Annotated in this window: 23 protein-coding genes and 1 tRNA gene; 6 read left to right on the top strand and 18 right to left on the bottom strand. The window is 58.0% G+C overall.

From position 1 onward, the window contains the following. Positions 1-204 precede the first annotated feature (204 nt). Genes M5M_RS11765 through M5M_RS11745 form a run of 5 tightly spaced genes read right to left on the bottom strand, consistent with a single transcriptional unit; the run spans position 205 to position 4,229 of the window. Positions 205-1,065 carry a DUF4392 domain-containing protein gene (locus tag M5M_RS11765; RefSeq protein WP_015047724.1) on the bottom strand — a complete coding sequence of 287 codons (861 nt, stop codon included), beginning with the start codon at positions 1,063-1,065 and terminating at the stop codon, positions 205-207. Beyond that, positions 1,062-2,009 (bottom strand): 5-oxoprolinase subunit C family protein, encoded by a 948-nt coding sequence (locus M5M_RS11760; RefSeq protein WP_015047723.1) that lies wholly within the window; start codon positions 2,007-2,009, stop codon positions 1,062-1,064. Before M5M_RS11760 ends, M5M_RS11765 begins: the two co-directional genes overlap by 4 nt. After that, a complete protein-coding gene (gene pxpB, locus M5M_RS11755; protein ID WP_015047722.1) occupies positions 2,006-2,695 on the bottom strand; it encodes a 5-oxoprolinase subunit PxpB in 690 nt (229 codons plus the stop codon). The genes M5M_RS11760 and pxpB overlap by 4 nt, the downstream gene beginning before the upstream one ends. Further along, positions 2,688-3,437 (bottom strand): 5-oxoprolinase subunit PxpA, encoded by a 750-nt coding sequence (locus M5M_RS11750; protein WP_015047721.1) that lies wholly within the window; start codon positions 3,435-3,437, stop codon positions 2,688-2,690. The genes pxpB and M5M_RS11750 overlap by 8 nt, the downstream gene beginning before the upstream one ends. Further along, positions 3,438-4,229, bottom strand: a complete 792-nt coding sequence (locus tag M5M_RS11745) for a putative hydro-lyase (RefSeq protein ID WP_024330431.1) — start codon at positions 4,227-4,229, stop codon at positions 3,438-3,440. A 120-nt stretch (positions 4,230-4,349) separates the two neighbouring features. On the opposite strand from M5M_RS11745, the gene M5M_RS11740 reads away from it, so the two are divergent. Beyond that, positions 4,350-4,796, top strand: coding sequence for a hypothetical protein (locus M5M_RS11740; protein WP_015047719.1), 447 nt, complete (start codon positions 4,350-4,352; stop codon positions 4,794-4,796). Between the two features lie 3 nt (positions 4,797-4,799). Here M5M_RS11740 and M5M_RS11735 read toward each other — a convergent pair whose 3' ends face one another. Together M5M_RS11735 and M5M_RS19905 are read right to left on the bottom strand one after the other, a co-directional pair. Beyond that, the gene (locus M5M_RS11735) at positions 4,800-5,381 is read right to left on the bottom strand and encodes a hypothetical protein (RefSeq protein ID WP_015047718.1); all 582 of its coding nucleotides are present in this window, start codon (positions 5,379-5,381) and stop codon (positions 4,800-4,802) included. A 71-nt stretch (positions 5,382-5,452) separates the two neighbouring features. After that, a complete protein-coding gene (locus tag M5M_RS19905) occupies positions 5,453-5,635 on the bottom strand; it encodes a CPXCG motif-containing cysteine-rich protein (protein WP_211216985.1) in 183 nt (60 codons plus the stop codon). A 153-nt stretch (positions 5,636-5,788) separates the two neighbouring features. Here M5M_RS19905 and M5M_RS11725 point away from each other — a divergent pair, with 153 nt between their 5' ends. From M5M_RS11725 to M5M_RS11715, 3 genes are all read left to right on the top strand, one after another. Next, a complete protein-coding gene (locus tag M5M_RS11725) occupies positions 5,789-7,738 on the top strand; it encodes an aminotransferase class I/II-fold pyridoxal phosphate-dependent enzyme (protein WP_016389371.1) in 1,950 nt (649 codons plus the stop codon). 7 nt (positions 7,739-7,745) lie between these two features. Then, positions 7,746-8,786, top strand: a complete 1,041-nt coding sequence (locus tag M5M_RS11720) for a zinc-binding dehydrogenase (RefSeq protein ID WP_015047715.1) — start codon at positions 7,746-7,748, stop codon at positions 8,784-8,786. A 189-nt stretch (positions 8,787-8,975) separates the two neighbouring features. Continuing rightward, positions 8,976-10,334, top strand: coding sequence for a hypothetical protein (locus M5M_RS11715; protein WP_016389370.1), 1,359 nt, complete (start codon positions 8,976-8,978; stop codon positions 10,332-10,334). Positions 10,335-10,410: 76 nt separating this feature from the next. Here the strand turns inward: M5M_RS11715 and M5M_RS11710 are convergent, their stop codons facing one another. Continuing rightward, positions 10,411-10,827: a c-type cytochrome gene (locus M5M_RS11710; RefSeq protein WP_024330429.1), complete on the bottom strand. Its 417-nt coding sequence runs from the start codon at positions 10,825-10,827 to the stop codon at positions 10,411-10,413. A gap of 158 nt (positions 10,828-10,985) precedes the next feature. On the opposite strand from M5M_RS11710, the gene M5M_RS11705 reads away from it, so the two are divergent. After that, positions 10,986-11,062, top strand: a tRNA-Arg gene (locus tag M5M_RS11705). A gap of 628 nt (positions 11,063-11,690) precedes the next feature. Here the strand turns inward: M5M_RS11705 and M5M_RS11700 are convergent. The 9 genes from M5M_RS11700 to M5M_RS11665 all read right to left on the bottom strand — a co-directional run bounded on the left by M5M_RS11700 (position 11,691) and on the right by M5M_RS11665 (position 22,135). Next, positions 11,691-11,993 carry a winged helix-turn-helix domain-containing protein gene (locus M5M_RS11700; protein ID WP_015047712.1) on the bottom strand — a complete coding sequence of 101 codons (303 nt, stop codon included), beginning with the start codon at positions 11,991-11,993 and terminating at the stop codon, positions 11,691-11,693. Continuing rightward, positions 11,984-12,715: an HAD family hydrolase gene (locus tag M5M_RS11695; RefSeq protein WP_015047711.1), complete on the bottom strand. Its 732-nt coding sequence runs from the start codon at positions 12,713-12,715 to the stop codon at positions 11,984-11,986. Before M5M_RS11695 ends, M5M_RS11700 begins: the two co-directional genes overlap by 10 nt. Before the next feature lie 113 nt (positions 12,716-12,828). Then, complete coding sequence (xerC, locus tag M5M_RS11690; protein WP_015047710.1) at positions 12,829-13,746, bottom strand: tyrosine recombinase XerC; 918 nt, start codon at positions 13,744-13,746, stop codon at positions 12,829-12,831. After that, positions 13,746-14,417, bottom strand: a complete 672-nt coding sequence (locus M5M_RS11685) for a DUF484 family protein (protein WP_015047709.1) — start codon at positions 14,415-14,417, stop codon at positions 13,746-13,748. Before M5M_RS11685 ends, xerC begins: the two co-directional genes overlap by 1 nt. A 17-nt stretch (positions 14,418-14,434) precedes the next feature. Next, complete coding sequence (gene dapF, locus M5M_RS11680) at positions 14,435-15,265, bottom strand: diaminopimelate epimerase (protein ID WP_015047708.1); 831 nt, start codon at positions 15,263-15,265, stop codon at positions 14,435-14,437. 55 nt (positions 15,266-15,320) lie between these two features. Further along, complete coding sequence (gene lysA / locus M5M_RS11675) at positions 15,321-16,568, bottom strand: diaminopimelate decarboxylase (RefSeq protein ID WP_015047707.1); 1,248 nt, start codon at positions 16,566-16,568, stop codon at positions 15,321-15,323. 16 nt (positions 16,569-16,584) lie between these two features. Continuing rightward, positions 16,585-16,704 carry an LPS translocon maturation chaperone LptM gene (lptM, locus tag M5M_RS20775; protein ID WP_015047706.1) on the bottom strand — a complete coding sequence of 40 codons (120 nt, stop codon included), beginning with the start codon at positions 16,702-16,704 and terminating at the stop codon, positions 16,585-16,587. Between the two features lie 80 nt (positions 16,705-16,784). Further along, complete coding sequence (locus tag M5M_RS19585) at positions 16,785-19,517, bottom strand: class I adenylate cyclase (protein WP_015047705.1); 2,733 nt, start codon at positions 19,515-19,517, stop codon at positions 16,785-16,787. After that, positions 19,517-22,135, bottom strand: coding sequence for a hybrid sensor histidine kinase/response regulator (locus M5M_RS11665; RefSeq protein WP_015047704.1), 2,619 nt, complete (start codon positions 22,133-22,135; stop codon positions 19,517-19,519). The genes M5M_RS19585 and M5M_RS11665 overlap by 1 nt, the downstream gene beginning before the upstream one ends. Positions 22,136-22,191: 56 nt before the next feature. On the opposite strand from M5M_RS11665, the gene M5M_RS21070 reads away from it, so the two are divergent. Continuing rightward, the gene (locus tag M5M_RS21070; RefSeq protein WP_144062546.1) at positions 22,192-22,296 is read left to right on the top strand and encodes a hypothetical protein; all 105 of its coding nucleotides are present in this window, start codon (positions 22,192-22,194) and stop codon (positions 22,294-22,296) included. Here M5M_RS21070 and M5M_RS19580 read toward each other — a convergent pair. Continuing rightward, positions 22,264-25,740 carry a PAS domain-containing hybrid sensor histidine kinase/response regulator gene (locus M5M_RS19580; RefSeq protein ID WP_015047703.1) on the bottom strand — a complete coding sequence of 1,159 codons (3,477 nt, stop codon included), beginning with the start codon at positions 25,738-25,740 and terminating at the stop codon, positions 22,264-22,266. The two genes, M5M_RS21070 and M5M_RS19580, sit on opposite strands and share 33 nt — an antisense overlap. Positions 25,741-25,803: the final 63 nt, after the last annotated feature.

The raw sequence follows: 25,803 nt of genomic DNA, 5'->3' as shown, positions 1-25,803 counted from the left end.
CTTAGTAATAATGGTAAGGCGAGGGTTGGGGCCGAAGTTTTGGGGTCGCTGTGAATACATCCCTGTAGCTCCTCGCCGGCCCTTCGGGGCCAGCCCTCAATCAAAGATTGAGGGCGTTTCAGCAATCACAAAGTATACTTTGTATTCAATCGCTGAAACCCCTGCCGGCAAGGCCCCCAAAACTTCAACCCCAACCCACGCTGACTATCGGAGAAAACCGGTAGCCTTGCGTAAATCTTCAATCAATTCCAAACCAACTTCCGGCGCTAAACCATCTTCGGTCAATTCATTGCGCCGGGTTACGCCGTCCACGCTGTTGCCTTCGGATAAAAATGCCAGCATGGGCATAACGTCGATATGGGCCAGTAAATCTTCGCCGCGCAAATAGCCCAGCATGGCAATTAATCCGTGTGCGGCCCAGTTGGACACATCGGCAATCACCAGTTCATCCACACAGGTCGCAGCCGGGACGATAGGGAGCTTGGCCAGGTGTTCGTACACATTGCCCATGCCGATTTCGTTGCCGCCATCGCCGATGCCGATGGAGGGGCAATCGGCCAGTTCGATAAAGGTATCAAAGCGCGCCGCGCCGGCGGAAATATCTTCGCCGCGCATGTTGTGGTAGTGGCCGTTTTTGGCGAGCCCGGGCCGTTCAATGGCGATAATCAAAGAGGGTTTCAGTTGCGCCAGGGCCGCTTTGACTTCGGCTTCATGTTCGTCCAGACAATCGGGTTTGCCCACGCGGATTTCGTGAACGCGGAAGCGCTCGGCCAGCGCTTTCGACAAGGGCGGCCCGCACACGAGTACCGGGTTGAGCCCGATGCGTTCCAGCGTTTCATACAGGGCGATGGCGCCCACCGGGCCGTCGGTTTCAAAGGTGCCCACCACCGGAAAGCCGGTGGCAATCAGCACGGTGCCGGTGGCCTGCTGAATCAGTTGGGTGGCGCGCGCCACGTAGCCAGGTACAAGTGCCGGTTGCAGGTCTTTCATGCCGCGCGGGTTGCGCCGCACTAGCAGGTCTTCCAGCGTGACCGAAAGGGCCAGGTGTTTCGGGTCGAGCGTCATTCCACTAACTCCAGTTGTTCCTTGGCCAAATGCTGGCGCCGGCGCGCAAGCAGCAGTTCAGCATGAGCCTGCTCCAGGCTCATGGGCGCAAAGCGCACGCTGGCGCCTGGCATTAACTGCCCTAATTGGTATAGATCGCCGCTGAACACATTGCCGATTTTTGGGTAACCGCCGATGGTCTGGCGGTCGTGTAACAGCACGATGGGCTGGCCGTCGGCGGGCACCTGAATCGCGCCCAGGCTGATGCCTTCCGATACGATACCGCTGATGGCGCAGGCCAACTTCGGCCCCTGCAGGCGGAAGCCCATGCGGTCGCACTGTGGGCTCAATGTGTAGTCGCTGGAATAGAACACCGCCTTGGCGGCCGGGCTGAACTGGTCGGCCTGGTAGCCTTCAATCACCCGCAGAACGGGTTGATCGGGATACTGCGGTCGCAATGCCTCGGGCAGGGTGACGAGTGGGTGGCCGTCCGGGCAATCGTGCACGGTCAGGCTGTCGCCCGCGGCCAGCGGCTTGCCGTTCAGGCCGCCGATGCCTTCGCGCACCACGGTGGCGGTGGAGCCGAATTGTGGTGCCACGTCAAAGCCACCGTTAGCCGCCAGATAGGCGCGCGCGCCCTTGCTGGCAAAGCCGAGCTTGATTTTGCTGTCGCGGTTGACCCAGTGGCTGGTCCACAGTGCTGCTTTCTGGCCGTCAATGGTCAGCGGCACCTCGGCGCCGGTCACCGCAATCATCAGGTCGGTATTGGCGCGCAATTCCAGCCCGCCCACGGCCACTTCAATGGCGGTGGCGTTGGCCGGGTTGCCGGCCAGGGTGTTGGCCCAGAAAAACGCCGGTGCATCCAGCGGGCCGCCGGTGGTGAGGCCAAGGCCGTGCTGGCCGGTGCGGCCGGTGTCCATCAGCAGCGCCAGCATGCCGGGCTGCAGTACCTGCAGGTGGCTCATAGCTTACCTCCCAGGCTTAAGTATTCGTCTTTGTCGATGGCGTAAAACTGCACCTGATCGCCACTTTGTACCGGCATGGTGGGCTCGGCCTTGGGGTTGAACATGGGCGTGGGGCAGCGGCCGATCAGGTTCCAGCCGCCGGGGCTGGCGGCTGGGTAGACGGCGGTCTGGCGGTCGGCAATGGCCACGGCGCCCTTGGGCACCTTGGTACGCGGTGTGGCGAGGCGCGGCGCGGCAATGCGCGGGTCCACTTCGCCCAGATAGGCAAAGCCGGGTGCGAAGCCGATGGCGTAAACGCGGTAAATCTGTTGGGTGTGAATCTCGATCACTTGCTCGGGGGTGAGGCCGGCTTTGTCGGCCAGTGCAATCAGGTCCGGCCCGACAGACTCGTGGTAATACACCGGCAGCCGCACCAATTGGCTGGTTTTAATGTCACCCTGGGTGGCTTTGGCATTGAGCTCACGCAGGTGGGCGCGCACGGCCAGGGCATCGGTCATGAACGGATCGTAAATGACCAGCAGCGAACCGTAGGAGGGCACCATATCGATCAGCCACACGGGCGGCGCTTGGCGCAGGGCCTGAGCGCAGGCGGCCACGCGGGCGGCGGCCTGTTCACTGATGCCTTCGCCGAAATAGGCCATCACGCTGTTGGTGCCGGCGATGACCAGACGCAAGGCGTCACTCATGGGTTACACCACCTTTGATCAATGCGCGGATGTCCTGAATCGCGGCCACGCCGGCGGCGTTATCGCCGTGCACGCACAGGGTATCCACCTGCAATTGCAGCGTGTGGCCGCTGACGGTGGTGATGGTGCCCTGCTCGGCCAGCTGGCGCACCTGCGCCATCATCTTGTCGTGACTGTGCACGGCGCCGGTTTTGGCGCGCGACAGCAGCTTGCCGTCGTCGTCGTAGCAGCGGTCGGCGAAGGCTTCAAACCAGAGTTCGAGGCCGTGTTTTTCGGCTTCTTGCTTGTGGGTTTCAAACTGGGGCGTGGCCTGCAGCATCAGCCGCACGGGGCGGTGGTAGCTGGCCAGTGCCTCCATGATCGCTTCGCGCACCAGCGCGTTGGCCATCATGTCGTTGTAGAGGGCGCCGTGGGGTTTGACGTATTCCACCTGCTGGCCCGTGCTCTGGGCCATGCCGTCCAGCGCCGACAGCTGGTACAGCACCAGTGCGCGCATTTCGTTCACCGAACAATTCATCGAGCGGCGGCCGAAACCCACCAGATCCGGGTAGGCGGGGTGGGCGCCGATCATCACCTTGTTGTCGGAGGCGAGATTCAGGGTGTGCAGCATGGTCACCGGATCGCCGGCGTGGAAGCCGCAGGCAATGTTGGCCTGATCGATGTGCGGCATGACCTGCTCGTCCATGCCCATGGTCCAGGAGCCGAAGGATTCACCCAGGTCGCAGTTAAGTAACAAACTCATTTATAAAATCGCCAGCTTGGAGTTGGGAATATCGGTCACCAGCATACAGCCGGGGCTGTGGGTAATACAGAAATCCGGTTTGGCCTGCATGATGGCTGCCTGGGGCGTGACGCCGCAGGCGGTGAACACGGGCACTTCGTCCGGTTTGATGGTGACCGCATCGCCGTAATCAGGAGTATCAATGTTGTTAATGCCAATCGCCTGCGGGTCGCCAAAATGCACCGGCGCGCCGTGCACGCTCGGAAAGCGCGAGCAGATCTGGATCATGCGGATGGCATCGCGCGGTACAAACGGGCGCATGCTCACCACCATATTGCCGTGAAAGCGGCCGGCTGGGGTGCAGGCGAGGTTGGTGTTGTACATGGGCACGTTCACGCCCTCGCTCACATTGCGGATTTCCAGGCCATCGGCCACCAGCGCTTCTTCAAAAGAGAAAGAGCAACCAATCAGGAATGTCACCAGATCATCCCGCCAGTGGGCGGAAATGTCGCTCACTTCCTCGGTCAATGCGCCATTTTGCCAGATGCGGTAGCGCGGTAGGTCGGTGCGGATATCCACGTCCTCACCGGCGGCAGCCAGCAGGGGGTTGCCGGGCTGGTCGCTTACCGCCACCAGCGGGCAGGGCTTGGGGTTGGCCTGGCAGAACTGCAGGAAATCCATGGCCCAGTCGCGTGGCAGGATGGCCAGGTTGCACTGCACAAATCCCGGCGCCTGGCCGGAGGTATTGGCGGCAAAGTCGCCGGCGCGGATGGCCTGACGTAGGGCATAAGGTGAAGCAAAGTGGCTGGGCATGCGCTGAAAATCCAAGCGTGACTGAAGTGTGAGACTACTGGGGCAATACTCTAGCGTAAATCACCTGAGTGGGGATATTGGTACACTGGTAAAACTCTGGAATCCCCAATTGAGGCGCTGATGGACGGAAAATTCAACAGGCTTTACTGGTTGATCGGTGGTTTGACCGCCCTGGTATTACTGCAATTTTGCTTTGTGATCTATTGGCTGACCAATGACCAGCTCAGGGTCAAAGCGTTACATCTGGTGGATGACGGAGGGACGCCAAGGGGGCAATTGCAGTTATCGGCCGGTGGGGCGCCGGAATTGCTGATGCTGGATGAATCAGGTGAGGCCCGCATTAAGCTGACCTATGCCAACGGTGATGCAGGGCTTTACCTGTTTGATGAGCAAGGTACTCATCGTATTGGTATCGCACAGTTTGCCCACGGTGGGGGTGGCGTCGCGCTGCATGGCAAAAACGCCAGAGGTGCCTTGGTGCTCTACCTGAAAAATGACAATGCCAGTCTGAGGGTATTTGATACAGAGGGCCAGGTGGTAGATCGATTCCCGGCAAAAGCAGAGTAGCGTTTACTTCATCCCCACAATCAATTTATCGTCCACAATGCGGTACCAGGGACTATAGAGGTCGGGCACTTCCTTGCTCTGGGCGCGCCCGAACAGATTAAACACCAGCTTGTCCTGCCAGAAGTCGTCGAGGCTTTGGGTGCACTTGAAGCCACCCCTGACGATTTTGTCTTCGTGCCTGAAGGGCTGATCGATGTAGTGGAAGGAGGCGCAGGGGACGATGGTGTTGTACCACTTGTTAAAGCCGAACATCAGGTAGCTCTGGTTGCGATCCAGCAAATAGACCTTCACCGGGTAGGCATCCCTGGCCGTGCGGGCCGGTGGATCGACCACCTCCTTGGCCTTGCGAATGGACAGGTCAGCCTGATCATCGGCTAACTCTGCACGTGGGCGGACTATCAACAGCCACTGGCCGTGCCAGTCTTTGTACAGAATCTGGTCTTCTGGAATATCCGCCAGGGCGATTTCGAGCTGGTAGTGATCATCTTCGGCAAAGATAAACAGGCCGATGACCAGCAGTGCGCCACAAAGCAATGCGGCACAGGCGAGCAGCAGGGGGTTATTGTGATTTTTCGTGGTGTTCACAGAACAAATTTCAGGCAATTCAGGTTACTAGACGAATCAAGGAGCAGGAGTCTCCTGAAAAAATGCGGAACTCACGTCTCATTCTGATGGCGCAGTGTGATCTCAACCGGGTCACAGCGCAAGTGAACCTGAATGGGCTGGCAGCACACGCTGCAGTCCTCGATGTAGTCCTGGTCGCCGCCCGAGCTATCGATAATCAGTGTTATGGGCTCCCCGCAGTAGGGGCAACAGGCGTCTACAGTATCCAGCAACATCGGACAGACCTCTTCGGCTACCCTATACAGGGCATGGCGGTGAAAGTGTTGGGGGTGATAATGCCCCGGGCGTCATACCAGCGTAGTGCCAGATGGCCAAACAGGGGCGTAGACCCCGATTAATGTGCAATTGATCAGACAGTGAGATAAAGAATGGCGGGAAATCCCCAGGCGAAATGCAGAGTTTTATTGGTCACCGAGGAGCCCGGCTTCGGCGAGCGCTGGATACGCGAGCTGAAACAGGTGGCCGAAACAGACGATGGCTCGCCCATCCGGCTGCATATCAGCCAGGGGCGCGCCGACAAGCTGGCCAGTTACCTGGCCGACGGGATGACACAGATTGTCGCCCTGGATGAGCACTCGCTGGGCGATAAAGGCCTGGACAGCTGTTACCAGCAGGTGCGGGCAACCCGTGCGGAAATCGACTGCTTCCTGCTTACCAGCAGTACCAATCCGGTCACCGAAACCGTGTATGAAGGTGTCTTGTCGCGGGCCGAATCCAACTATGGCGTGGTGTACCGCAGCCTTCGGCGGGTTTTGCTCGAGCGAACCGCCACGCCTTTTGCCGACGCCTTGAAAGAGTACGTATTTGCCGCGCGCGATTCCTGGCACACGCCGGGCCACTCCAGTGGCGACAGCCTGAGCTCCAGTCCCTGGGTGGTGGATTTCTACCGGTTTATGGGCGAGCACATGTTCAACACCGATCTGTCGGTGAGCGTGAAAATGCTGGACTCGCTGATGGAGCCGGTGAGTGTGATCCGCAATGCCCAGAATCTGGCGGCCAAAACCTTTGGCGCACGGCACACCTACTACGTCACCAATGGCACCAGCACCTCAAATAAAATTGTCTTGCAGTACCTGATGCGACACGGTGACAAGGTCATTGTGGACCGCAATTGTCACAAGTCTGTGCACCACGCCATGATCATGAGTGGTTCCATTCCCGTGTATCTGGAATCCTCGGTGAATCAGAATTACGGCGTTTATGGTCCGGTGTCCAAGGCCCGCATTTTTGCGGCCATCGATGAAAACCCGGAAGCCCGCCTGCTGATCCTTACCAGCTGTACCTACGACGGCATGCGCTACGATCTGAAGCCCATTATTGAATATGCGCACGCACACAACATCCGCGTACTGATCGACGAAGCCTGGTATGCGCACGGGCGGTTCCATCCCGAATTCCGTCCCACCGCGCTGGAATGCGGCGCCGATTTTGTGACCCATTCCACGCACAAAATGCTGTCGGCATTTTCACAGGCATCGATGATTCACGTGGGCCACGGGGTGAAAAATTTCGACGCCGCGCGTTTTCGTGAAGACATCAACATGCACACGTCCACCAGTCCCCAGTACGGCATGATTGCGAGCCTGGATGTGGCGCGTAAACAAATGAGTATTGAAGGATTTTCGGTCATGAGTCGCACGCTCGGCTTTGTGCAGGAAATCCGTGATTACGTGAAAGAGCACACGGCGTTCCGGGTATTGGATGTGGAGGACCTGTGTGATCCATCGTTGAAAGACGATGGTATCCGGTTGGATGTGACCAAGGTCACCATTGATGTGGGCGTGGCCGGCATGTCGGCACCCACCGTGCAAGCGGAATTGTTTAACGACTACGGCATCCAGATTGAAAAGAATACCCACAATACCCTGACGGTATTGGTGACCATTGGCACGACCGAAAGCAAAGTGCTGCGTCTGAAACAGGCGTTGCAGAAAATTTCGCAAAAAGCGCCCGGCGTACCACTTGAGCACAAACATCAATCCATTCCGTCTTTACCGCCCATGCGGGTACTGCCTCGCACAGCCTATTTTGCGGAGGGCGAAAAGCTGCCATTGACCCAGGACGCCCACAAAGGTGAATTGGTGGCGCGGGTGGCGTGCGATGAAATCGTGCCCTACCCGCCGGGTATTCCGTTGGTGGTGCCCGGCCAGGAGTTGACCGCAGATATTCTGTCCGCCATTGCCAACTATGTGTACGAACGCAAAGATCTGGAAATGCACGGGGTTCAGACCATCAACGGTGTACCCCATATCCGCGTGATGCGCAAAGAAGCCGAAGCCGAAGGCAAAGCGGAGTTGACCCGACTGGCCGGACACTGATGCCCCGATGACGCGCGACGAAGCATGCACCCGCCAGGTGTGGCGCACGCCCAAAGCGGGCGCTCTGTCTGATCTGGCAATGTGCACTGAGCCAATGCCGGCGCTGGCACCGGAAAAAATCCGCGTGTCAGTGCAAGCCGTCGGGCTTAACTTTGCCGATATTTTTGCCCTCACCGGTTTGTACTCCGCAACGCCCGCGGGCAGTTTTGTGCCCGGGCTGGAGTTTTCCGGTGTGGTTGTTGCTGTGGGCGAACAGGCCGCAACCGACTTCAAACCCGGCGATCGCATCTTTGGCTGCATCCGCTTTGGCGCCTATGCCGATAGCGTGGATGTATTGCCACAACACTGCCGTGGGCTGCCTGACGATTGGACCTACGAACAGGGCGCGGCTTTTGCCGTGCAGGCATTGACCGCGTTTTATGCGTTAACGGAGCTTGGCAATATCAAACCGGGGCAGCAGGTGCTGGTTCAAAGTGCTGCCGGTGGTGTGGGGTTGCAGGCCATGAAGATGGCGCGGGCGATGGGCGCTAATCCGATTGGCACCGTCGGCAATGAACACAAAAAACGGTTTCTGCACGCTCTGGGCTTTACCGACGTGCTGGTGCGTGGCCCGGACTTCGGTAAGCAACTGCAATCGCATTTAGGCGAGCGCCCCCTGCATCTGGTGTTGGATGGCATCGGTGGCGCTGTTCAGAAAAACGCCTTTGATTTACTGGCGCCCATGGGGCGTCTGGTGGCATTTGGTGCGGCCGAGTTCACCCCTGGCAATAAACCCAATTGGTTAAAGATCGCCTGGCGCTATTTAACCCGTCCGCGCTATGACTTGCTGAATATGATCAGCGAGAACAAGTCTGTACTTGGATTCAATCTGATCTGGCTTTGGCAGGAGCAAGCGTTGTTTGACGCGCTTCTGGAGGGTTGTGTTGCATTGAATCTGTCGCCCCCACACGTAGGTCATGTGTTCGCCTTTGCGGATGCAAAAGCCGCTTTGGATTGCCTGCGTTCAGGCCAATCGGTCGGCAAGGTAGTGCTGGTTCAATCGCCCTGAATTGGCAGTACATTTGTGTAATCGACTTTCCAGTCATTTCCTGTGCGAAACAATTCAAACAACCGGTGATGAATACTAATCAATGCCGGCGCCAGCGGGCGGATTTTTGCAATGATTCCATGTTGTTTTAGGTGCCATGCTTTGATCTAATTTTGGCCGATAAAATCAGACCATGGAAGAGATAACAATATGAACAAGATCCTGGGGATAATGTTGGGAGGACTGTTACTGGCAGCCTGTGGCGGCGGCGGTGGCGCGCCGGCACCGACACCGAGCCCAACACCTACGCCAACTCCAACCCCGAGTCCAACGCCTACGCCAACACCAACACCGGAATTGACGGCGTCGTTGGTAACCAAAGGCTCAGACTGTGAGTCCACCGTGCCCGATACCACAGCGACCTGGGTCGTGCATGACGAGGATGGCGCGGTATTGGAAACCTATCAGCCCGATGCCGAGGGGACCGCCACTATGGCTTGGCCCGAAGCTGCAAAGCACCTGACGTCTGTCAGTAAAATCGGCAACGTCTGGCGTTTAAACACCTGGCTGGATGTTCCCGCTGGCGATGTGGGCGTGTGGAGCAATGTAGAGAGCGGGTTTGACGCCGGTTGCAGTTGTCAGGATGTGAGCTTTGACAGTGACGCATTGATCGACAGCTACGCACAATACAACTTGCGCTTACAGACAGTGGATTTTGCTTCTGAACCCGACCTCGGACTCGTTGGCGGTACGGATACAGTGTCTGTCTGTTTTGATGCAGGTGCGGATACCAGCGTTGTCAATCTCATGCTCTATCCCGAAAACATCAGCGCGGACGCAGTAGCCGCCACTCTGACTGTGACGAATGGCGTGGTCAGCTATGCGCTGTCGCCCGAACTGTTCGAAAACAACAATCAAATCGGGGAGGCATTGACCATTTCCAGCAATGCCTCCGACATCACCCACTACTGGGTTTATGCCAACTCCGCCTACGGTCGCATATGGAACCAGCGCCGCCTGGACAAAAATTTTGTTTTCCCGGGGCTGAATGACAGCAATATGGTGCAGGGCTATCGGAGCTCCACAACGACAAAACCCAATGGAGATCAGTTGACTTATCGGGCTATCCGCCGGGTGAAAGTGGATCAGGCCGATCAGGTTCAGGTATTGATCGCCGAGAACGAAGTAACGCTGGTGAGCGAGATAGAAGCGCTCGCCACCAAGGTGTTAAACGATGAGTCGGCCGCCTACGATTTTTCAGGTTTTGGCACTAACCGGGCGTCGGTGTATGTTTCTGCGCTCGGCGACAATTTCAAATGGCAGATCGATGGCGCCTTGCAAGGCACTATACCGAATCTGAGTTTGCCCGCCGATATCGAAACGGCGTTAGAACTGGATGCGGTGTCTGTTGATTCCCTGCAAATCGGCGTTAACGGTTATGGTCAGGAAGGTGGCATTGCAGCGTTCCGTGAGCAGCGTCGGTTGGAAACCCGGTCCGCCGATAAGCAGCGACCCGCGTATTTTGATAATTACGATGAGGAACACGTGTTTATCCGTCTCGGGCAGTAACTGGATCTGAATGGCGAATTCGACCAAGCATAAAAAAACCCGGCATATGCCGGGTTTTTTTATGGAGTGAACGGCGTTACTGAGAGCCGGCCACCATGTGATCCACTGCCGCTTTGATTTCATCATCAGAGCAATCCATGCACAGGCCCTTGGCTGGCATGCCGTTCAGGCCGCCAATGGCGTGGGTGTAAAGTGTTTCTGCACCCTGGGCAATGCGGGGAGCCCAGGCGGCTGCATCACCCAGCTTGGGTGCGCCTGCGGCACCGGTGGCATGGCAGCTGAAGCATTTGGTGGTATAGACCTGTTCACCACTGCGGGGACCGTCACTGGACGCCACTGCGACGGGCGCGGCCGCGCACTCTTCGCCCACCAGGCAGGATTTGCCCGCCGGCTTGATCCGGTCTGCAATGTCTTGCTGGCGATCGGCCATTGCTACTACGGACAAACACAGCCCCAAACCAGCTGCTGCAAACAGACCCCATACCTTGTTCATCTGCGCCACGAAATTCCCCTTGTTTTCACCTGAGCCACCATTGGCCCGAAAGCCCGCATTATAGCCACAAAGCAGCCACGGCGAAAACCAGTGAACCATAGACGAACGCCCCCCAACTGCGTATCATGCGCGCTCTCGCTGAACGCGACTCCGTTTAAGCACCCGTAGCTCAGCTGGATAGAGCGCTGCCCTCCGGAGGCAGAGGTCTGGGGTTCGAATCCCTTCGGGTGCGCCATATAAAAAAGCCCACGCAACCGCGTGGGCTTTTTTATATGGCAAATCCGAAGGTCTTGGTTCGAACCCCCGGGTTCGAGCCGAAGCGCAGCGAAGGCCAGCGACCAACGGGAGCTCATCCCGAGGGCAGTGCCCAACCCTGAAAAAGCCCCTCTACCCATTCCCGCGTGGGCTTTTTTATATGGCAAATCCGAAGGTCTTGGTTCGAACCCCCGGTTCGACAAATCGTCAGGAACGATTTGGGCCGCGCCAGCGCCGCGCAGCGGTCAGGGGCAGGACGCCCCTGAGTCAATCGAAGCGCAGCGAAGGCCAGCGACCAACGGGAGCTCATCCCGAGGAAATTGTTGTAGGGTGGATTAGCGAAGCGTAATCCACCGCGATACCCATGGGGTAAAGCAGCACATGCGCGTAGTGAGTGTATGCCAGAGAGGCCGGGCACCTGCCGGGTTGTTTTGGTGGATTACGCTTCGCTAATCCACCCTACGGCATGTGCCTTTTGCGCTCTGGTCTGAGGTGTGAACCGGGATTCCGCGGCGTTTGCGCGGCTGCGGCATTCAGGGCGAGCCAGCGATTTACCGGGTTTTTTTGGTGGATTACGCTTTGCTAATCCACCCTACGGTATATGCTTTTCACGCAGTGGGCGTAGGTGGGAAGGGGTATTCCAGCACTTCCGCTAACCGGCCGGCATTGGCCTCCAGCCACGCTGGATTGATTGGCCCCCAGTCTGCGATTTCATAGCCACCATTTTTATTGGCACCTTCAAATACGCAGGCAATATCCAGCTCATGGATAGCGTTCAGGGTGTCCTGCGCGGTGCGTCGGGGCATGCCGGTAGCGGCTTGAATGGCCGGTACGTTATTGATGCCCCGGTTGATCAACCAGGCGAGATAGAGCCGGCGGTAAAAGCTGGTGCGGGTTTTACTTACGCCCACTGCGCAGCCAGCGGCGCCTGCATCAGTCCGGCGATCGCAGCGGGAATCTGTGACAAACACCGCACCGTCGCACTGGGGCGACAGGGCTGGAGTTCCCAGGGTTTGTTGGTGGGGTTGTACCAGATGGTATTGATGCCCAGATTGGCGGCCGCCTGAATGTCTTCTTGCGGGTTATCGCCGATATGTACCATCTCCGCAGGGTTGGCATCGGCCATGGCCAGGGCCAATTCGAACGGCTCCGGGCTGGGTTTGGCGGCACCCACGGTTTCGGCGCTGAGATGAAAATCAAATTGCTTCAGGCCCAGGCGCTGGGTGCAGGCATTGCCGTTGGATATGGCGGCGAGGCGGTAGTGATTGTGCAGGTCATCCAGCGTGGTGAGCGCATGGTCGTAATAGTGCACCCGGTGACGGGCTTCCATGAACACGTCCATGGCCAGGTCTGCCAGCTCAATGGCCTCGCTCAGGCAATAGCCGGCTTCGATCAGTTTGGCGCGCAGGCTGTCGCGGCGCACGCGGGTGATCAGATGACGGAATTCGGGGTGGCGTTGCCAATACTCCATGCGCGCCATGCGCAACTGATCCGCGCTGTACTTGCGCGTGAGCTTGGGGCAGAACTGCTCCAGCCACTGGTGCGTATGGATTTCCGCGGCCGTCAACAGCTGGGTGGCATCCCAGAGCGTGTTGTCCAGATCGAAACTGATGAGCTTGATTGTGCTGGTCAAAATACACCTACCCCTATATCGCCGTCGATGTTATTGGGCTTGGACTGACGTGCGATTGATCATTGAGACTATCATGCGCCCAGCGTTCTGAACAGAGGCCGGGCGGGCGCGCGTTACTCGGCGTCGGTGGGCCCTTTTTTCTGGGCGCGTGGGTGGGCCTGATCATAGACCTTGGCGAGGTGCTGGAAATCCAGGTGAGTGTATATCTGGGTGGTGGAGATGTTGGCGTGACCCAGTAACTCCTGCACCGCGCGCAGGTCGCTGGAGGATTCCAGCATGTGGCTGGCAAAGGAGTGGCGCAGCATGTGCGGGTGTACCGCTTTGTCCAGTTGTTGGCGCAGACTGTGTTCACCAAACAGTTGCTGAATGCGGCGATGGCTGATGCGACTACCCCGTTGGCTGACAAACAGCGCGGTTTCGCCGGCGGCGGCGAGGTCCGCGCGCTCCTTGAGCCATTGCCGGAGCGCCCTCACGGCCATCCGTCCCACTGGCAGTACCCGGCTTTTGTTGCCCTTACCGGTGACGCGGACCGTGGCATCGGACAGGTCCAGATCGGTGACGTCGAGCCCTGCCAGCTCGGCCAGGCGCAGGCCGGACGAATAGGTCAGCTCCAGCATGGCCAGATCCCGGCTGGAGAGACTGTCGTCCTGGCTGAAGTTCAACAGCTGGCCCACTTCGTCCACATCCAGAGTGGCGGGCAGCTTTTTCTCGACTTTAGGGGCGGTGATGCCGGCGGCGGGGTCGGCCGCCAACCAGCGCTGGCGTACGCCGTAGGCAAAAAAACTGCGCAGGGCGGAGAGCCAGCGCCGCAAGCTTTTACCGGCCAGACCCGCGCGATGTTGTTGGGCCAGGCATTGGCGCACGGCGTGCACGTCCAGATCGGCCAGGCCGAGATTGCGCTGGGCGCAAAATTGCTGGAGCTTGGCCAGATCGCGGGCGTAGGCGGCGCAGGTGTGGGAGGAGAGGCGGCGTTCGCGCGCCAGCCAGACCAGAAAGGATTCCAGTTCCTGACTGAAGGGCGCGCTGTCCATCAAGCGTCCAGTTGGTAGGGCAAGACCCGGTTCAACACTTCGGCGATGTAACTCAGAAACAGGGTGCCCATGCTGGAGCGGTAATAGTTGGCGTCGCGATTGCCCACTACCAACAAGCCATAACAGGTGCCGTGCATCAGCGGTACCAAGGCAGCAGACGCCACCAGCGGTGCCTGCTCGCCGAACAGGTAGGCTTTTTCTTCATTGGCCAGCTGGCCACAAAACGCTTTCTGGGTTTTCAGAATACGCCCCAGCGGTGCCTTGGCGTCGGTGAGCGTGACGCAACGGGCCTGGCCCAGTTTGCCGGTTTGTGGCCGGAACAACACCAGGCGGGTGAATTGGATCTGGAAGTCTTTGTCAAAGCTGTAGTGCAACGCATTGATGGTGTCTTCCGCGCGCCGGCCCTCGAGCAGCGCCAATACCAGGCGTTTGGTTTTGTCGAACAGCTTGTCGTTTTCGCGCGCATTGTCGAGCAGGTTGGACAAGCGGTGGCGCATGTCCATGTTGCGCTCGCGCAGCACCGACACCTGTTTTTCCACCAGCGAAATGGCCTCGCCACTTTCATGCGGAAGCGTCAGGTCGGCGAGCAGGTCGCCGTGGCGGCTGAAAAAGTCGGGGTTGTCGGCCAGGTACTTGGCCACTTCGGCATCGCTGATCGTGTGCTCAGACACAGGTTTAGTCCTTGCGATTAGATTTTTATCTGGCCGTGGAAAACGTGCGCCGTAGGCCCGGTCATCACCACCGGGTGTTCGCCGCCTTGCCACTGGATGGTCAGGCTGCCACCCGGCAGGTTGACCACAACGTCCGAGTCTAACAGGTCGCGCAGCCGGCCCGCTACCACTGCCGCGCACGCGCCGGTGCCGCAGGCCAGGGTTTCTCCGGCGCCGCGCTCGTAGACCCGAAGATTGATTTCGCGTCGCGACAGGATCTGCATAAAGCCCACATTGGCTTTGTTGGGGAAGGACGGATGCGCTTCCAGTACGGGGCCGAGCGTCGCCACCGGGGCAGTCTCGGTGTCGTCCACCACCAGCACGCAATGCGGATTACCCATGGACACCGCGCTCACCTGCCATTGCTGGCCATCCGCTTCGATGGCGTAGGTCGCCGCTTGCTCATTGGCCTGAAATGGCACCTGCGCGGGCACCAGCACGGGCGCACCCATATCCACCTGCACTTTATCGCCGTCGGCAATGTTCAGGGTCATCACGCCAGCGGCGGTTTGTACCACGATTGATTGCTTGCCGGTGAGTTTGCGTTCGCGCACGAAATTGGCGAAGCAACGCGCGCCGTTGCCGCAGTTTTCCACTTCGCTGCCATCGGCGTTGTAAATCCGGTAGCGGAAATCCACGTCAGGTGAGGTGGGTTCTTCTACGATCAGTACCTGATCGCAACCTACTCCGAAGCGGCGGTCGGCCAACTGGCGGACTTTTTCCGGGGTCAGCCGGACCCGCTGGCTGATGGCATCGATCATGACAAAGTCATTGCCGAGGCCGTGCATTTTGGTAAAGCGGAGGCGCATGGTATTACTTTTCCCGGTCGTCTATCCCAGGACCCACGGGCCTGGATAAACGGGTTCAATTGGGTAACAGGCTCTCGCCACGAGTCAGGTCGGCCAGGGTTTCACGTGCGCGCACCAGGTGGGCGCGGTCGCCGTCTACCATCACCTCAGCGGCGCGGGGCCGGCTGTTGTAATTGGAACTCATGGTAAAGCCGTAAGCTCCCGTGGACATTACTGCGATCAGGTCGCCGGCTGCAAGTGCCAGAGGGCGATCCTTGGCGAGAAAATCGCCGGTTTCACAGACCGGGCCCACCAGGTCCCAGGTTTTGGTTTCGCCCGCGTGCTGATCCACCACTTCCGCACCTTGCCAGGCCTGGTATAAGGCCGGCCGGATGTTGTCGTTCATGGCGGCGTCGATAATGGCAAAGTTCTTGTGCTCGGTGGGCTTCAGGAACAGCACTTCGGTCAGCAATACACCGGCATTGGCACAAATGGAGCGGCCGGGCTCCATGACCAGGGCCAGACCCGAGTCCGACAGGCGCGCTTTGACGGCATTGATCAGCTCGGCGATGGGCGGCGGTGTTTCCTGTTGATAGGTCACGCCCAGGCCGCCGCCAATATCGATGTGTTCGAGCGAGATGCCGCGGTGTTTGAGTTGATTAATCAGCGCCAGCAGGCGATCGAGCGCATCCAGAAAGGGGTCCAGTTCGGTGAGCTGGGAACCGATGTGGCAATCCACGCCCACCACCCGCAAGCCTGCTAACGCCGCGGCACGGGCGTAAACTTCGGGCGCGCGCGCAATATCGATCCCGAATTTGTTCTCTTTCAGGCCGGTGGAAATGTAGGGGTGGGTTTTGGCATCCACATCCGGGTTCACCCGCAGCGAAACCGGCGCCGTGGTGCCGCATTGCAGGGCCACCTCCGACAGCAGTTCCAGCTCGGCTTCCGATTCCACATTGAAACAATGCACGCCCACTTCCAGCGCTTTGCGCATGGCAGCCGGGGTTTTGCCAACGCCGGAAAAGACAATTTTTTCGGGCTTGCCGCCGGCCAGTAAGACCCGCTCCAGTTCACCTTCAGAGACAATATCGAAACCCGCGCCCAGGTCGGCCAACAGCCCCAGAACGCCCAGGTTAGAATTGGCCTTTACCGCAAAGCACACGAGTCCGGGATGGTCGCCGAGGGCGTGCTGATACGCCTGGAAGGCATCGGTCAGGGCGGCGCGGCTGTACACATAGGTGGGGGTCCCGAATTCGTGCGCGATATCCGCCAGAGGCAGGGATTCAACGTGCAAGCGACCCTGCACGCGGGGAAAGTAAGCCATGGTTAAAACCTGAGGGTTATTGTTCAGCGGTGGATTCAGACTGTTCGGGTTGAGGAACCACCAGCGGGCCCTTCTGACCGCAACCGGCCAGGGTGAGGAACAGACACAATGCGCACAGGATGCAAATGTGTTTCATGATCTTGCTCTGAAAAAGGGGGCGAAAGTATACCGTTAGGATGGCTGTCCTCTCAACTGCAGTAAAACGCATGCCTCGCGTTATAAGGCTTGCATTGCGCTGTTGATGGCGGCTTCCAGCTGCACCTTGACGGTCAGATAATGGCTGGATTGTAACTGGCCCAGCACGGGCAGTGAACGTTTACAGGCGTCGATTTCCAGATCGGTGATGTGCACGGGATAGCGCTCACCGGAGCTGCGGCAAGCCAATACCGCCGCAGCAATGGCCCGGCACATGGGCTCACCTTCGATGGCCTGATGGTCCAGCCAGGCCTGCAGTCGCCATTGCCCGGGCGCGGTGGGCGCATCATTCATATCCAGCACAGCGATATGCAGCCGCCCAAGAGGCAACCGGCTGATATCGCTGGTGGCATGTTGTTGTTGCCAGCGGCCGGTGTCATGCCATTGATAAAACTGGATGGGAATGATGCCGAACAGCCAGCGATGCTGATCCAGCGGCAACCGCTGGACAATTGCGCGCAGGAAATGGTGCAGCGGCTTGAGCAGGTTATCGCGCTGGTAGTAGCTGGTGCGGAAGTGGACCATGCTGCCGCATTCATCGTGCACCAGGACTTCGGCGTGTTGGCCGGTGATCCGATAAAATACCTGCAAGCCTTCCGTTTGAAACTGTGCCGGTCCGCGCAGGAGTATCAGGTTATCCGGTAGATGGTCCGGGTTGTCCAATTGCCAGGGGGTTTTGCGTTGCCTGGGTTTGGCAAGGTGGCAAAAAAGTGCATCGACCGAGTCAAAGCCGCCGCTGTCGGCACCATCCCAGAGAATGATCTGGTCGCCATTGACCAGCAACAGCCTGGCATCAACCAACGAGTGCAATCGCTGCAGCAACTGGCTCAGGCGTTGCTCAATCAATGTCGCTGCGACGCGCGACAGGCTGCGGACTTCCATCTGGCCGGGTCTGGGTTGTTGATCGCCAAAGCGCGCGATTAATTCCGCCAGTGAATCGCCAAGGTTGTGCCAATGAATTTCGCCCCAGCTGTTGCGGGTAATTAATTGCAGGTGCCGGATCAGGCTGCCGGCACTGGTATTGAGTGGATCGGTTTCCGGTCGGTCTGAATAAAAACTGAAATCCGGTAAGTGGCCCGGATCATTGACCAACACCACCCAAAGCTCTGCACTGGCCTTGCGGGTAAACGCATCGTGTCTGGCTTCGTGCCAGGGTAACAGGGGTAGCGATGTCATGCAGCGCAGCCATGGGCGCAGATCCTGATGGGCGGATTCAGTCAGCCAGCGCAGCCGCGACTGCGGGGTGAGCACGCCATTGCAATAGGCCCACAGCAATACGAACGCCAATTGCCCGTGACCGATCAATGGCGTGCGGGTTTTTTCCCATCGACGATTGGTGATGTAGAGACACCATTGATTCTGTTCCTGCTCTATCAACAGGTAGCGCGCTTGCAGATCGCTGCTGATACCCATATTGATCCGTTCTATTTTTCCACTGCTGCGTTCAAAGCTGGCGAACAGCTTGCGCCCGAGTACGCCAATGTCTTCGTGCGCCAGTTCGAGGTTTGGACTGGTGGTGCGCGCCATGTGCAACAGGTGCCGGTAGCTGTTGGTGAGCTCGTGGGTTAATTTGCGGCGTTCATTGATTACCTGCTGCGCATTCCATTGATGCATGTTGTCGAGGTGCTCAAAATCAATCGGGTTCCACAACCATTCGTCCAACGCGTTGCGCAATGGTGCGTGATGCGGTTTGGTAAGGTCGCGGTAGCGTTTGGCCAGTTTGACATAAAAACACTGGCGCATTAATTCCAGGCGATCAAACTCCTTACGGCTGACAAAATAGTCGGTGAGCTCCTGCAATAACAATAAATAAGGGTCGAGCGATTCGGGGTGAAAATTGCCGGCATAAACCAACAGCTTCATTTTATCTGCCAGCGTCAATACCTGTGGGTAGCGACCAAGATAGACTTCAAGCAGCCACAATTTCAGCAGCGATTTGTGCGGTGAACTGATGGCCTTGTAAAGCTGCCAGACAGCAGCGGAAACAAATTCCTCGGGTGGCACATCGCAAACGGGGCCAAAATCGAGCCACTGTTCTTCGCGCAGGAACCGGGTTTTCTGAAACAATGCGCGCTGTTCAGAATAACGCGCGCGATTGGCGGCGTTCATGTACCACCAAAGCGGTTCCTGACCGGCGAGCAATATGGCCGAGCGATAGAATTCATCGAGCAGCAGGAAATGTTGCGCGCTGCCGCTGCTCTCCGTGGTCAGCGTTTGCAAGGTGCCACGGGCAAAGGCGTCGGCATCCATCACAAAAAAATGCCATTCCAGTCCTAGACCGCTGGCCCATTGGCTCAGGCGCTGGGTTTTATCGGTTAACTGCTGACGATCGTCAGGACCGACGGAAGATTCACAACACACCCAGAAATCCATGTCGCTGTGAGCGCCTTGCGCCACAGTGCCAACGCTGCCCATCACATACAGCGCGGCGAGTTGGTTGGATCGGTTGCGCGTTCCACCATAGCGGAATCCCGGTGTGATTTTGCGGGCCAATTGCAGCTGGTGTGGATCGGGATCGAACTGGCTGATACCACTGGGCACCGCAGTGCCGCAAAAACCGGGCAAGCGTGGGTGGTTGATGTGCAGCAAAAGGGGTAACAGGCGAAGTGCGTCGCACTGGCGTTCGCTCAGTGACATCTGTGCAAGCGCTAACCGGCTTTGATTCAGGGCGTGAAAGCGCGCGCGTATCTGGGCGGTGGTTTCGCGGTCCCGCGCGCTGTCCAGAGGGTGGTGATTGGGCTCACCGTCGGCCATCAATTCGGCTGGGTCTGTTTTGATTTAGCGATAAAACTGGCCAGTGTCTGATACAGCAATTCGGGTTTCACCGGCTTGGTGATGTAGGCATCCATACCGGCGGCCAGGCACCGTTCTTTATCGCCGCGCATGGCGTGTGCGGTCATGGCGATGATGGGGATATCCTTACAGTGATTGCCTGCGCGCATCCGGCGGGTGGCGTCGTAGCCGTCCACTTCCGGCATTTCCATGTCCATCAGTACCGCGCCATAGTAATTGCAGGCGTGGGAGTTGAGCAGGTCGATGGCTTCCTGGCCGTTGTTGGCGATATCCACCGCCACGTCCATTTTATTCAGAATACCCACAGCCACTTTCTGATTCACCACATTGTCTTCAGCCAGCAACACGCGCACGCCCTTGAGCGTTTTCGCCAGCTGTTCTGCCGGTAACTGGTCGGCATCGCTGCGGAATACGCTGTCGCCAAAGACTTCGGCAATAGCGTCGAATAAGTGGCTCTGGCTGATGGGTTTGGAAATAAAACTCTCAACCGGAATGTCAGTCTGTGATTGCTTGTCGCCCAGTACTTCGTCGCGGTGGAACGCAGACACCAGAATAATGGCAGGTATCTGGGACAGCGATAATTTTTCTTTGATGGTCCGGCTTGCACTCAGGCCATCAATTTCCGGCATCTGGTAGTCCATTAAGACCAGATCAAACGGTTGATCGCGATCAGCCAGTTCAATGGCGCTGAACGCCTCGGCGGCACTGGCCACTGACGTGACGTGCAGATCCAGGTGCGTGGCCAGGTTGGTCAGAATCTGGCGGGCTGCCTTGTTGTCATCCACAACCAACGTTTTCAGGTGGCGGAATTTCTGTGATTTATCCCGCACCGGTAGCGCGCCTATTACACTGTGGCCGAAACGGGCGGTGAAACTGAATTGGCTGCCCTGACCCGGTGAGCTGTTTACCGAAATTTCGCCGTGCATCAGTTCTATCAGGTGTTTACTGACGGTCAGTCCGAGTCCGGTGCCGCCGAAGCGCCGGCGGGTAGATCCATCTGCCTGCATGAACGGGGTGAATAATTCCGCCAGTTGCTCGCGGGTCATGCCGATGCCGCGATCGCAGACATCGAACTTTAATGCAACATAGTGTGTATTGGTTTCATGCACACTGACGTTGATCTGGATTTCGCCCTTGTGGGTAAATTTGATCGCATTGTCGAGCAGATTGAACAGTGCCTGGCGCAGCCGCAGGGAGTCGCCGCGTAAATAGTGGGGCACCTCTGGGGCCATGTGAACCAGGACTTCGAGATTCTTCCGCTCGGCCGCGGGTGCCGCTTTGCGCACCAGCTTGGCGAGTGCATCCGAAAGATCGAAGTGATTGTGTTCCAGCACAATGGTGCCGGCTTCAATTTTGGCGAAATCCAGAATTTCGTTGATGATACCAAGCAGTGAGTTGGCCGCTTGATCAATATTCGACAGATAATCTTTCTGCGTGCGGCTCAGGCGTGTGTCGCTCAGCAAATGGCCCATGCCGATGATGGCATTCATGGGCGTGCGTATCTCGTGACTCATGCGGGTGAGAAACTCACTTTTCGCCTGGCTGGCAGAGTCGGCCAGCGATTTTGCGACCGTGAGTTCTTCTTGTACCGCTTTGAAGCGCGAAATGTCGGCATTGACGCCAACGATTTTCGTCGGCTTTTGTCCGTGTTCGGCGCCGACAAATTTTGCCCGGACAAAACACCATACCTCGCGGCCACTTTTGTGGCGCATGCGCACCTCACGCGAGTTGAATTCGGGTTCGATGTCATGGTCACCACCGGCGAAGCGCTCGAACAGCTCGAACTGGTGGCGTTCGTCGGGGTGCAACAGTGCCTTGAATTCCTCCGGTGACACAGTGCGGGCTTCCGGTGCGTAGCCCAGCATCCGGAAGACGCCTTCGCTCAGGAAAATGCGTTGGCTGCGCAAATCCCATTCCCAGATACCGTCGCGGGTGGCTGCCAGCGCATCCTGATAACGCTGCTGGCTGGCACCCAGCGCACGCAGGGATTCCTGACGGGTGAGCGCCAGGGTTAATAAAGCGCTGAAAGTTTCAGCCACATGGACATCGTTTTCGGTCCAGCGACGCGGCCGCTCGCGCTGGATCAGTACCAGAAAGCTGTGCAGTTCACCATGATGCAACACCGGCACCGTGATATAGGCGCCAATATTCATGTGGCTGATCAGCTGGGCGGCTTCGGGGCTCACGTAACCGCCGGCGACCACATCCGGATCCTGGCGAACCCGACCCTCGCGCATATGGGCATAGGCATCGGGCATGTGCTCCATTTTGATGGCGAGCAACTGTTCCAGTGGGTAACGGTCCGGGTAGCGTTGCCAGTGCAGGACGTTAACAAACTGGCCATCTTGGTTCTGGGCCAGAACGCAATCATCCACCTGCAGAAATTCACCCAACTGGGCCATCGCATCGGTGAGCGCCCCGACGTCATCCCGATCAAACAGCTCAATCGTTATCTTGCGCAGCCAGGCCTCGCTCTCGGCGATGAGATTATTCGCAGGTTCGGCGTGCAGGCGGGCCTCAAGCTGCGCGATGCGCGCCTGTGCGTCTGCCAGTTGCTGCTCCAGCGATTTCTTATCCATGAATCTCTAGGTATCCCTGAGGGCCAGCTTTCAGATTAGCAGGCTGTCGAGAAACTATCTGCCTTGATTTCGCGGTATTAACCACGGCCTTACAGGCCAACATGGCACGATATTGGTTACTTGTCCAACTATTCCGGCGCAGCGGTGGGCCGCTGACTTAACTGCAATTGCTCCGCCAGGGTCTGGTACAGCATGGCGGGCTTGATGGGCTTGTGGATGAAGGCGTTCATGCCGGCCTCCAGACAGCGCTGGCGATCGCTTTCCATGGCATGGGCGGTCATTGCGATCACCGGCAGCCTGTCGAAGGCTTTGCGCTGCCGGATGAAGCGGGTGGCCTGATAGCCGTCCACCAATGGCATCTCCACGTCCATTAACACCGCCTGATAAAAATCCGGTCCCTTCGCGAGCAGGGCGTCGATGGCTTCCTGACCATTGTTGGCCAGCTCGCAGACCACCAATTGCTTTTTCAGCAGGCCCTGGGCCACCTTCTGGTTCACGGGGTTGTCTTCCACCAGCAAGACCCTGGCGCCGTCCAGCGCGGGCCAGTGATCGGGCCGGTCATCGGATTTGGCCGCGCTGGGTTCCGGTTGGGTGCCCAACACCCGGGTAATGGCGTCGTACAGGCGCGATTGGGTCACCGGTTTGGCCACAAAGCCATCCACGATAGCCCGGTTTTCCTCCGTCATGATGGTGTCCCGGTCGCAGGCAGACACCATGATGATCATGGGCGGGCTATCCGCCTGGCTGGCCCTGATGGCCTTGCTGGCGGTGATGCCATCCATATCCGGCATGGCGTAGTCCATCAGAATCAGGTCGTAGTTGGCGCCGGATGCTCCGGTGGCGGTCAGGGCCTGTCGGGCGCTGTCGGCGGTGCTCGCCTCCAGCTGGAGCGAGCGCGCAGTGGCACTGATCACTTCCCGTGCCGTGGGATTGTCATCGACAATCAAGGTCCGCAGACTGGATAACGCCGGTATTTGCCGGCTGTGCAACAGGTCGGTTTTGGCGGCGCGGGTCAGTTTTACATTGAATATGAAATCCGAACCTTTACCCGGCCGGCTTTCTACCCGGATGTCGCCGTGCATGAGATTGACCAAGCGTTTACAAATGGACAGGCCAAGGCCGGTGCCACCAAACTGGCGGGTGGTTGAACCGTCGGCCTGGGTAAAAGGATTGAACAACTGCGCCCGTTGGGCTTCCGTCAATCCGATGCCGGTATCTTTTACGGCAAATTCGACATCGACCTGTTCATCTTCACTCCCGATGAGCCGGGCGCGCACCAACACCTGGCCTTCGGCGGTAAACTTTATGGCATTGGAGACCAGATTGGTGAGCACCTGACCCAGGCGCAGACTGTCGCCTACCAGCATGGGCGGAATATCGGGATCGGGTTGGAATAACAACTCCAGGTTTTTTTCCGCGGCTTTCAGGCTGAGCAATTTATCCAACTGATCAAACAGCGACTCGAACTGAAACGGCAATTGTTCCAGGTCCAGCTTGCCGGCCTCGATTTTGGAGAAGTCCAGAATTTCATTGATGATGTGCAGCAGCGAGTTGGCGGCAGTATCAATGTGTTCGAGGTAGGCTTTTTGCTGGTCATCGAGCTGGGTGTCCTGTGCCAGATGGCACATGCCGATGATGGCATTCATGGGCGTGCGGATCTCGTGACTCATACGCGCCAGAAATTCGGTCTTCGCCACGTTGGCGCTTTCGGCCTGCGCGCGTGCCTGCTTGAGAGCTTTTTCCTGACTGACCACCTGGGTGAAATCCGAAACCACCGCCAGAATCCGTCGCACGCTGCCATCGGGCCTGCGTTCGGTGCAGCGTGCGCGGCCATAGACCCACAGGGTTCGCCCGTTTTTGTGGCGCCAGCGCAACCGGCCCTCTTCAAACGGCAGGCCGCCCTGCTTTAATTTTTGCATCTCCGCCACAACCATCGGTTCATCGTCGGGGTGTACCAGTCCCCGCAATGTGCTTGCACTCATGGGTAGCTCGCCCGGTTCATAGCCTGCCATGCGATACAAGCTGGGGCTGATGTAGACCTCGTCGGTGTCCAGATCCCATTCCCAAATGCCATCGCGGGTGGTTTCCATGGCATCGCGGAACCGCTGCTCGCTGCGGATTAACCGGTCATTGAGTTTGTTGCGCACATAACAGATGCCAATGGCGTCTGCCACGGTAGAGCCAAATCGCTTGTCCACGCCGCTCCAGGCTTTGTCGGATTGCATCCGTTCGACAACGAGATAAGCATCAAACAAATAAATGGGCAGCATGGGTAATACCATCACGGCCCGGGCTTTGTCTTGTGCCGGAATCAACCGGGCATGTGCGCCGTTATTGGCGTCAAAAAACAGCGGTGTGTCTTTGGTAAAGTACTGGCTGGTTTTCACCTTGTCCCAAAACCGACTCACAGGTTCCAACCCGGGCGCCTGCCATTCATAACGCAGCCGGGGTGAATCTTTGTCGTCGCGCCGGTAAAAAATAAAACAGCGGTCCGCCTCAACCAGCTTCGCTAATTCTTTCAGTGTTCGCTCGTAGGTTTGCGCCTGACTGCCTTCTTCGCGATGCAGGTTGATCACCAGTCGGGCCAGTTGCGATTCCAGTTTGCGGGTGAGCTTGCGTTGCTTTTTGGCTTCCTGCTCGGCATCGATATTGGTAAAGCTGCTGACCAGTCGTTGCACGCGGCCGTTGTCGTCGGACCGGATCAGACTGGTTTTATGGTGAAACCAGTGCAATTGCCCCAAACGATCATAGGCTCTGAAAATAAATTCGTTGGGCGCAGAGGTTTTGATGGCCTCCATGATTTTGCCCATCACCAATTCTTTGTCGTCTTCATGAACGTGTTCAAACACATCGATGGCGGTGCCCGCGGGATAACCAAACAAAGGGCCGCAGTTGGGTGAGTAGATTACCGGGCCCTGGTCTTGCCAGATGGAATAGCCCACCTGTGCCGATTCCATCACCGACAACAACAAATCCTGTTGCACGGTTTCCCGGCGCAACATGGCTTGTTGCGCCTGGTGGCTGAAGGCGATTTTGGTAAAGTCTTCCAGCAGTTTGATGTGTGCCGGATCCCAGTTTCTGGCGTGCTGATTCACGCCATAGGTACCCACGCCCACCAGGCCATTGGCATTGAAGTAGGGCACTGAAATCAGCGCACGGATCTCGTGCAGTGCCAGCGTGTCCCGGTCGGTGTTCGCTTCGGCGGGCAGGCGTTCGCGGTCGTGGATGATGCTGGTCATGCCCTGGCGGATAACGCTGAAAATCCATGGGTAATTGAGCGAGGGTTGGTCGGCGTGGGTATCGGACTGTTGCCTGGGTGGGTAACCGGTATTGTATTCAAAGGCGGGTTGCGCGCTGTCGAAATCGAACAGCGTCATGAAATCCAGCTGCAGGTGCAGGCTGAGCGCCGCCAGCGCTTTGTCCATTTCCTGGTTCAGCTCGGGCTTGGCCAGCCGGTTGGCCCAGTGCTCGAAAAAGCGCTCGTGGTCTTCTTTGTCCTGCACCGACAAGGTATAGGCGTCGAGCGACGCCTGCAATTGGCGGTTTTCCGCCTTCAGCAGCTCAATGGTGGTGAGCAGTTTTTCGATTTTGGGTTCTTGAGCCATGACTACGCGCTTACTGGTTCATTCCCAGTATAGGCTCTGGAGGCGGGTTGAATAGTGGTGGTT

The organism is Simiduia agarivorans SA1 = DSM 21679 (genome assembly GCF_000305785.2).
Classification (GTDB): domain Bacteria; phylum Pseudomonadota; class Gammaproteobacteria; order Pseudomonadales; family Cellvibrionaceae; genus Simiduia; species Simiduia agarivorans.
This window is presented reverse-complemented; position numbering and strand designations above follow the sequence as displayed.

Excerpts from the sequence above, each read along its gene's own strand:
- xerC (WP_015047710.1), bottom strand. The coding sequence starts at position 13,746 with ATGGACAGCGCGCCCTTCAGTCAGGAACTGGAATCCTTTCTGGTCTGG.
- M5M_RS11765 (WP_015047724.1), bottom strand. The coding sequence starts at position 1,065 with ATGACGCTCGACCCGAAACACCTGGCCCTTTCGGTCACGCTGGAAGAC.
- M5M_RS11745 (WP_024330431.1), bottom strand. The coding sequence starts at position 4,229 with ATGCCCAGCCACTTTGCTTCACCTTATGCCCTACGTCAGGCCATCCGC.
- M5M_RS11740 (WP_015047719.1), top strand. The coding sequence starts at position 4,350 with ATGGACGGAAAATTCAACAGGCTTTACTGGTTGATCGGTGGTTTGACC.
- lptM (WP_015047706.1), bottom strand. The coding sequence starts at position 16,704 with ATGAAACACATTTGCATCCTGTGCGCATTGTGTCTGTTCCTCACCCTG.
- M5M_RS11760 (WP_015047723.1), bottom strand. The coding sequence starts at position 2,009 with ATGAGCCACCTGCAGGTACTGCAGCCCGGCATGCTGGCGCTGCTGATG.
- pxpB (WP_015047722.1), bottom strand. The coding sequence starts at position 2,695 with ATGAGTGACGCCTTGCGTCTGGTCATCGCCGGCACCAACAGCGTGATG.
- M5M_RS11710 (WP_024330429.1), bottom strand. The coding sequence starts at position 10,827 with ATGAACAAGGTATGGGGTCTGTTTGCAGCAGCTGGTTTGGGGCTGTGT.
- M5M_RS11725 (WP_016389371.1), top strand. The coding sequence starts at position 5,789 with ATGGCGGGAAATCCCCAGGCGAAATGCAGAGTTTTATTGGTCACCGAG.
- lysA (WP_015047707.1), bottom strand. The coding sequence starts at position 16,568 with ATGGCTTACTTTCCCCGCGTGCAGGGTCGCTTGCACGTTGAATCCCTG.
- M5M_RS11715 (WP_016389370.1), top strand. The coding sequence starts at position 8,976 with ATGAACAAGATCCTGGGGATAATGTTGGGAGGACTGTTACTGGCAGCC.
- M5M_RS11720 (WP_015047715.1), top strand. The coding sequence starts at position 7,746 with ATGACGCGCGACGAAGCATGCACCCGCCAGGTGTGGCGCACGCCCAAA.
- M5M_RS19580 (WP_015047703.1), bottom strand. The coding sequence starts at position 25,740 with ATGGCTCAAGAACCCAAAATCGAAAAACTGCTCACCACCATTGAGCTG.
- dapF (WP_015047708.1), bottom strand. The coding sequence starts at position 15,265 with ATGCGCCTCCGCTTTACCAAAATGCACGGCCTCGGCAATGACTTTGTC.
- M5M_RS19585 (WP_015047705.1), bottom strand. The coding sequence starts at position 19,517 with ATGGCCGACGGTGAGCCCAATCACCACCCTCTGGACAGCGCGCGGGAC.
- M5M_RS11750 (WP_015047721.1), bottom strand. The coding sequence starts at position 3,437 with ATGAGTTTGTTACTTAACTGCGACCTGGGTGAATCCTTCGGCTCCTGG.
- M5M_RS11665 (WP_015047704.1), bottom strand. The coding sequence starts at position 22,135 with ATGGATAAGAAATCGCTGGAGCAGCAACTGGCAGACGCACAGGCGCGC.
- M5M_RS19905 (WP_211216985.1), bottom strand. The coding sequence starts at position 5,635 with ATGTTGCTGGATACTGTAGACGCCTGTTGCCCCTACTGCGGGGAGCCC.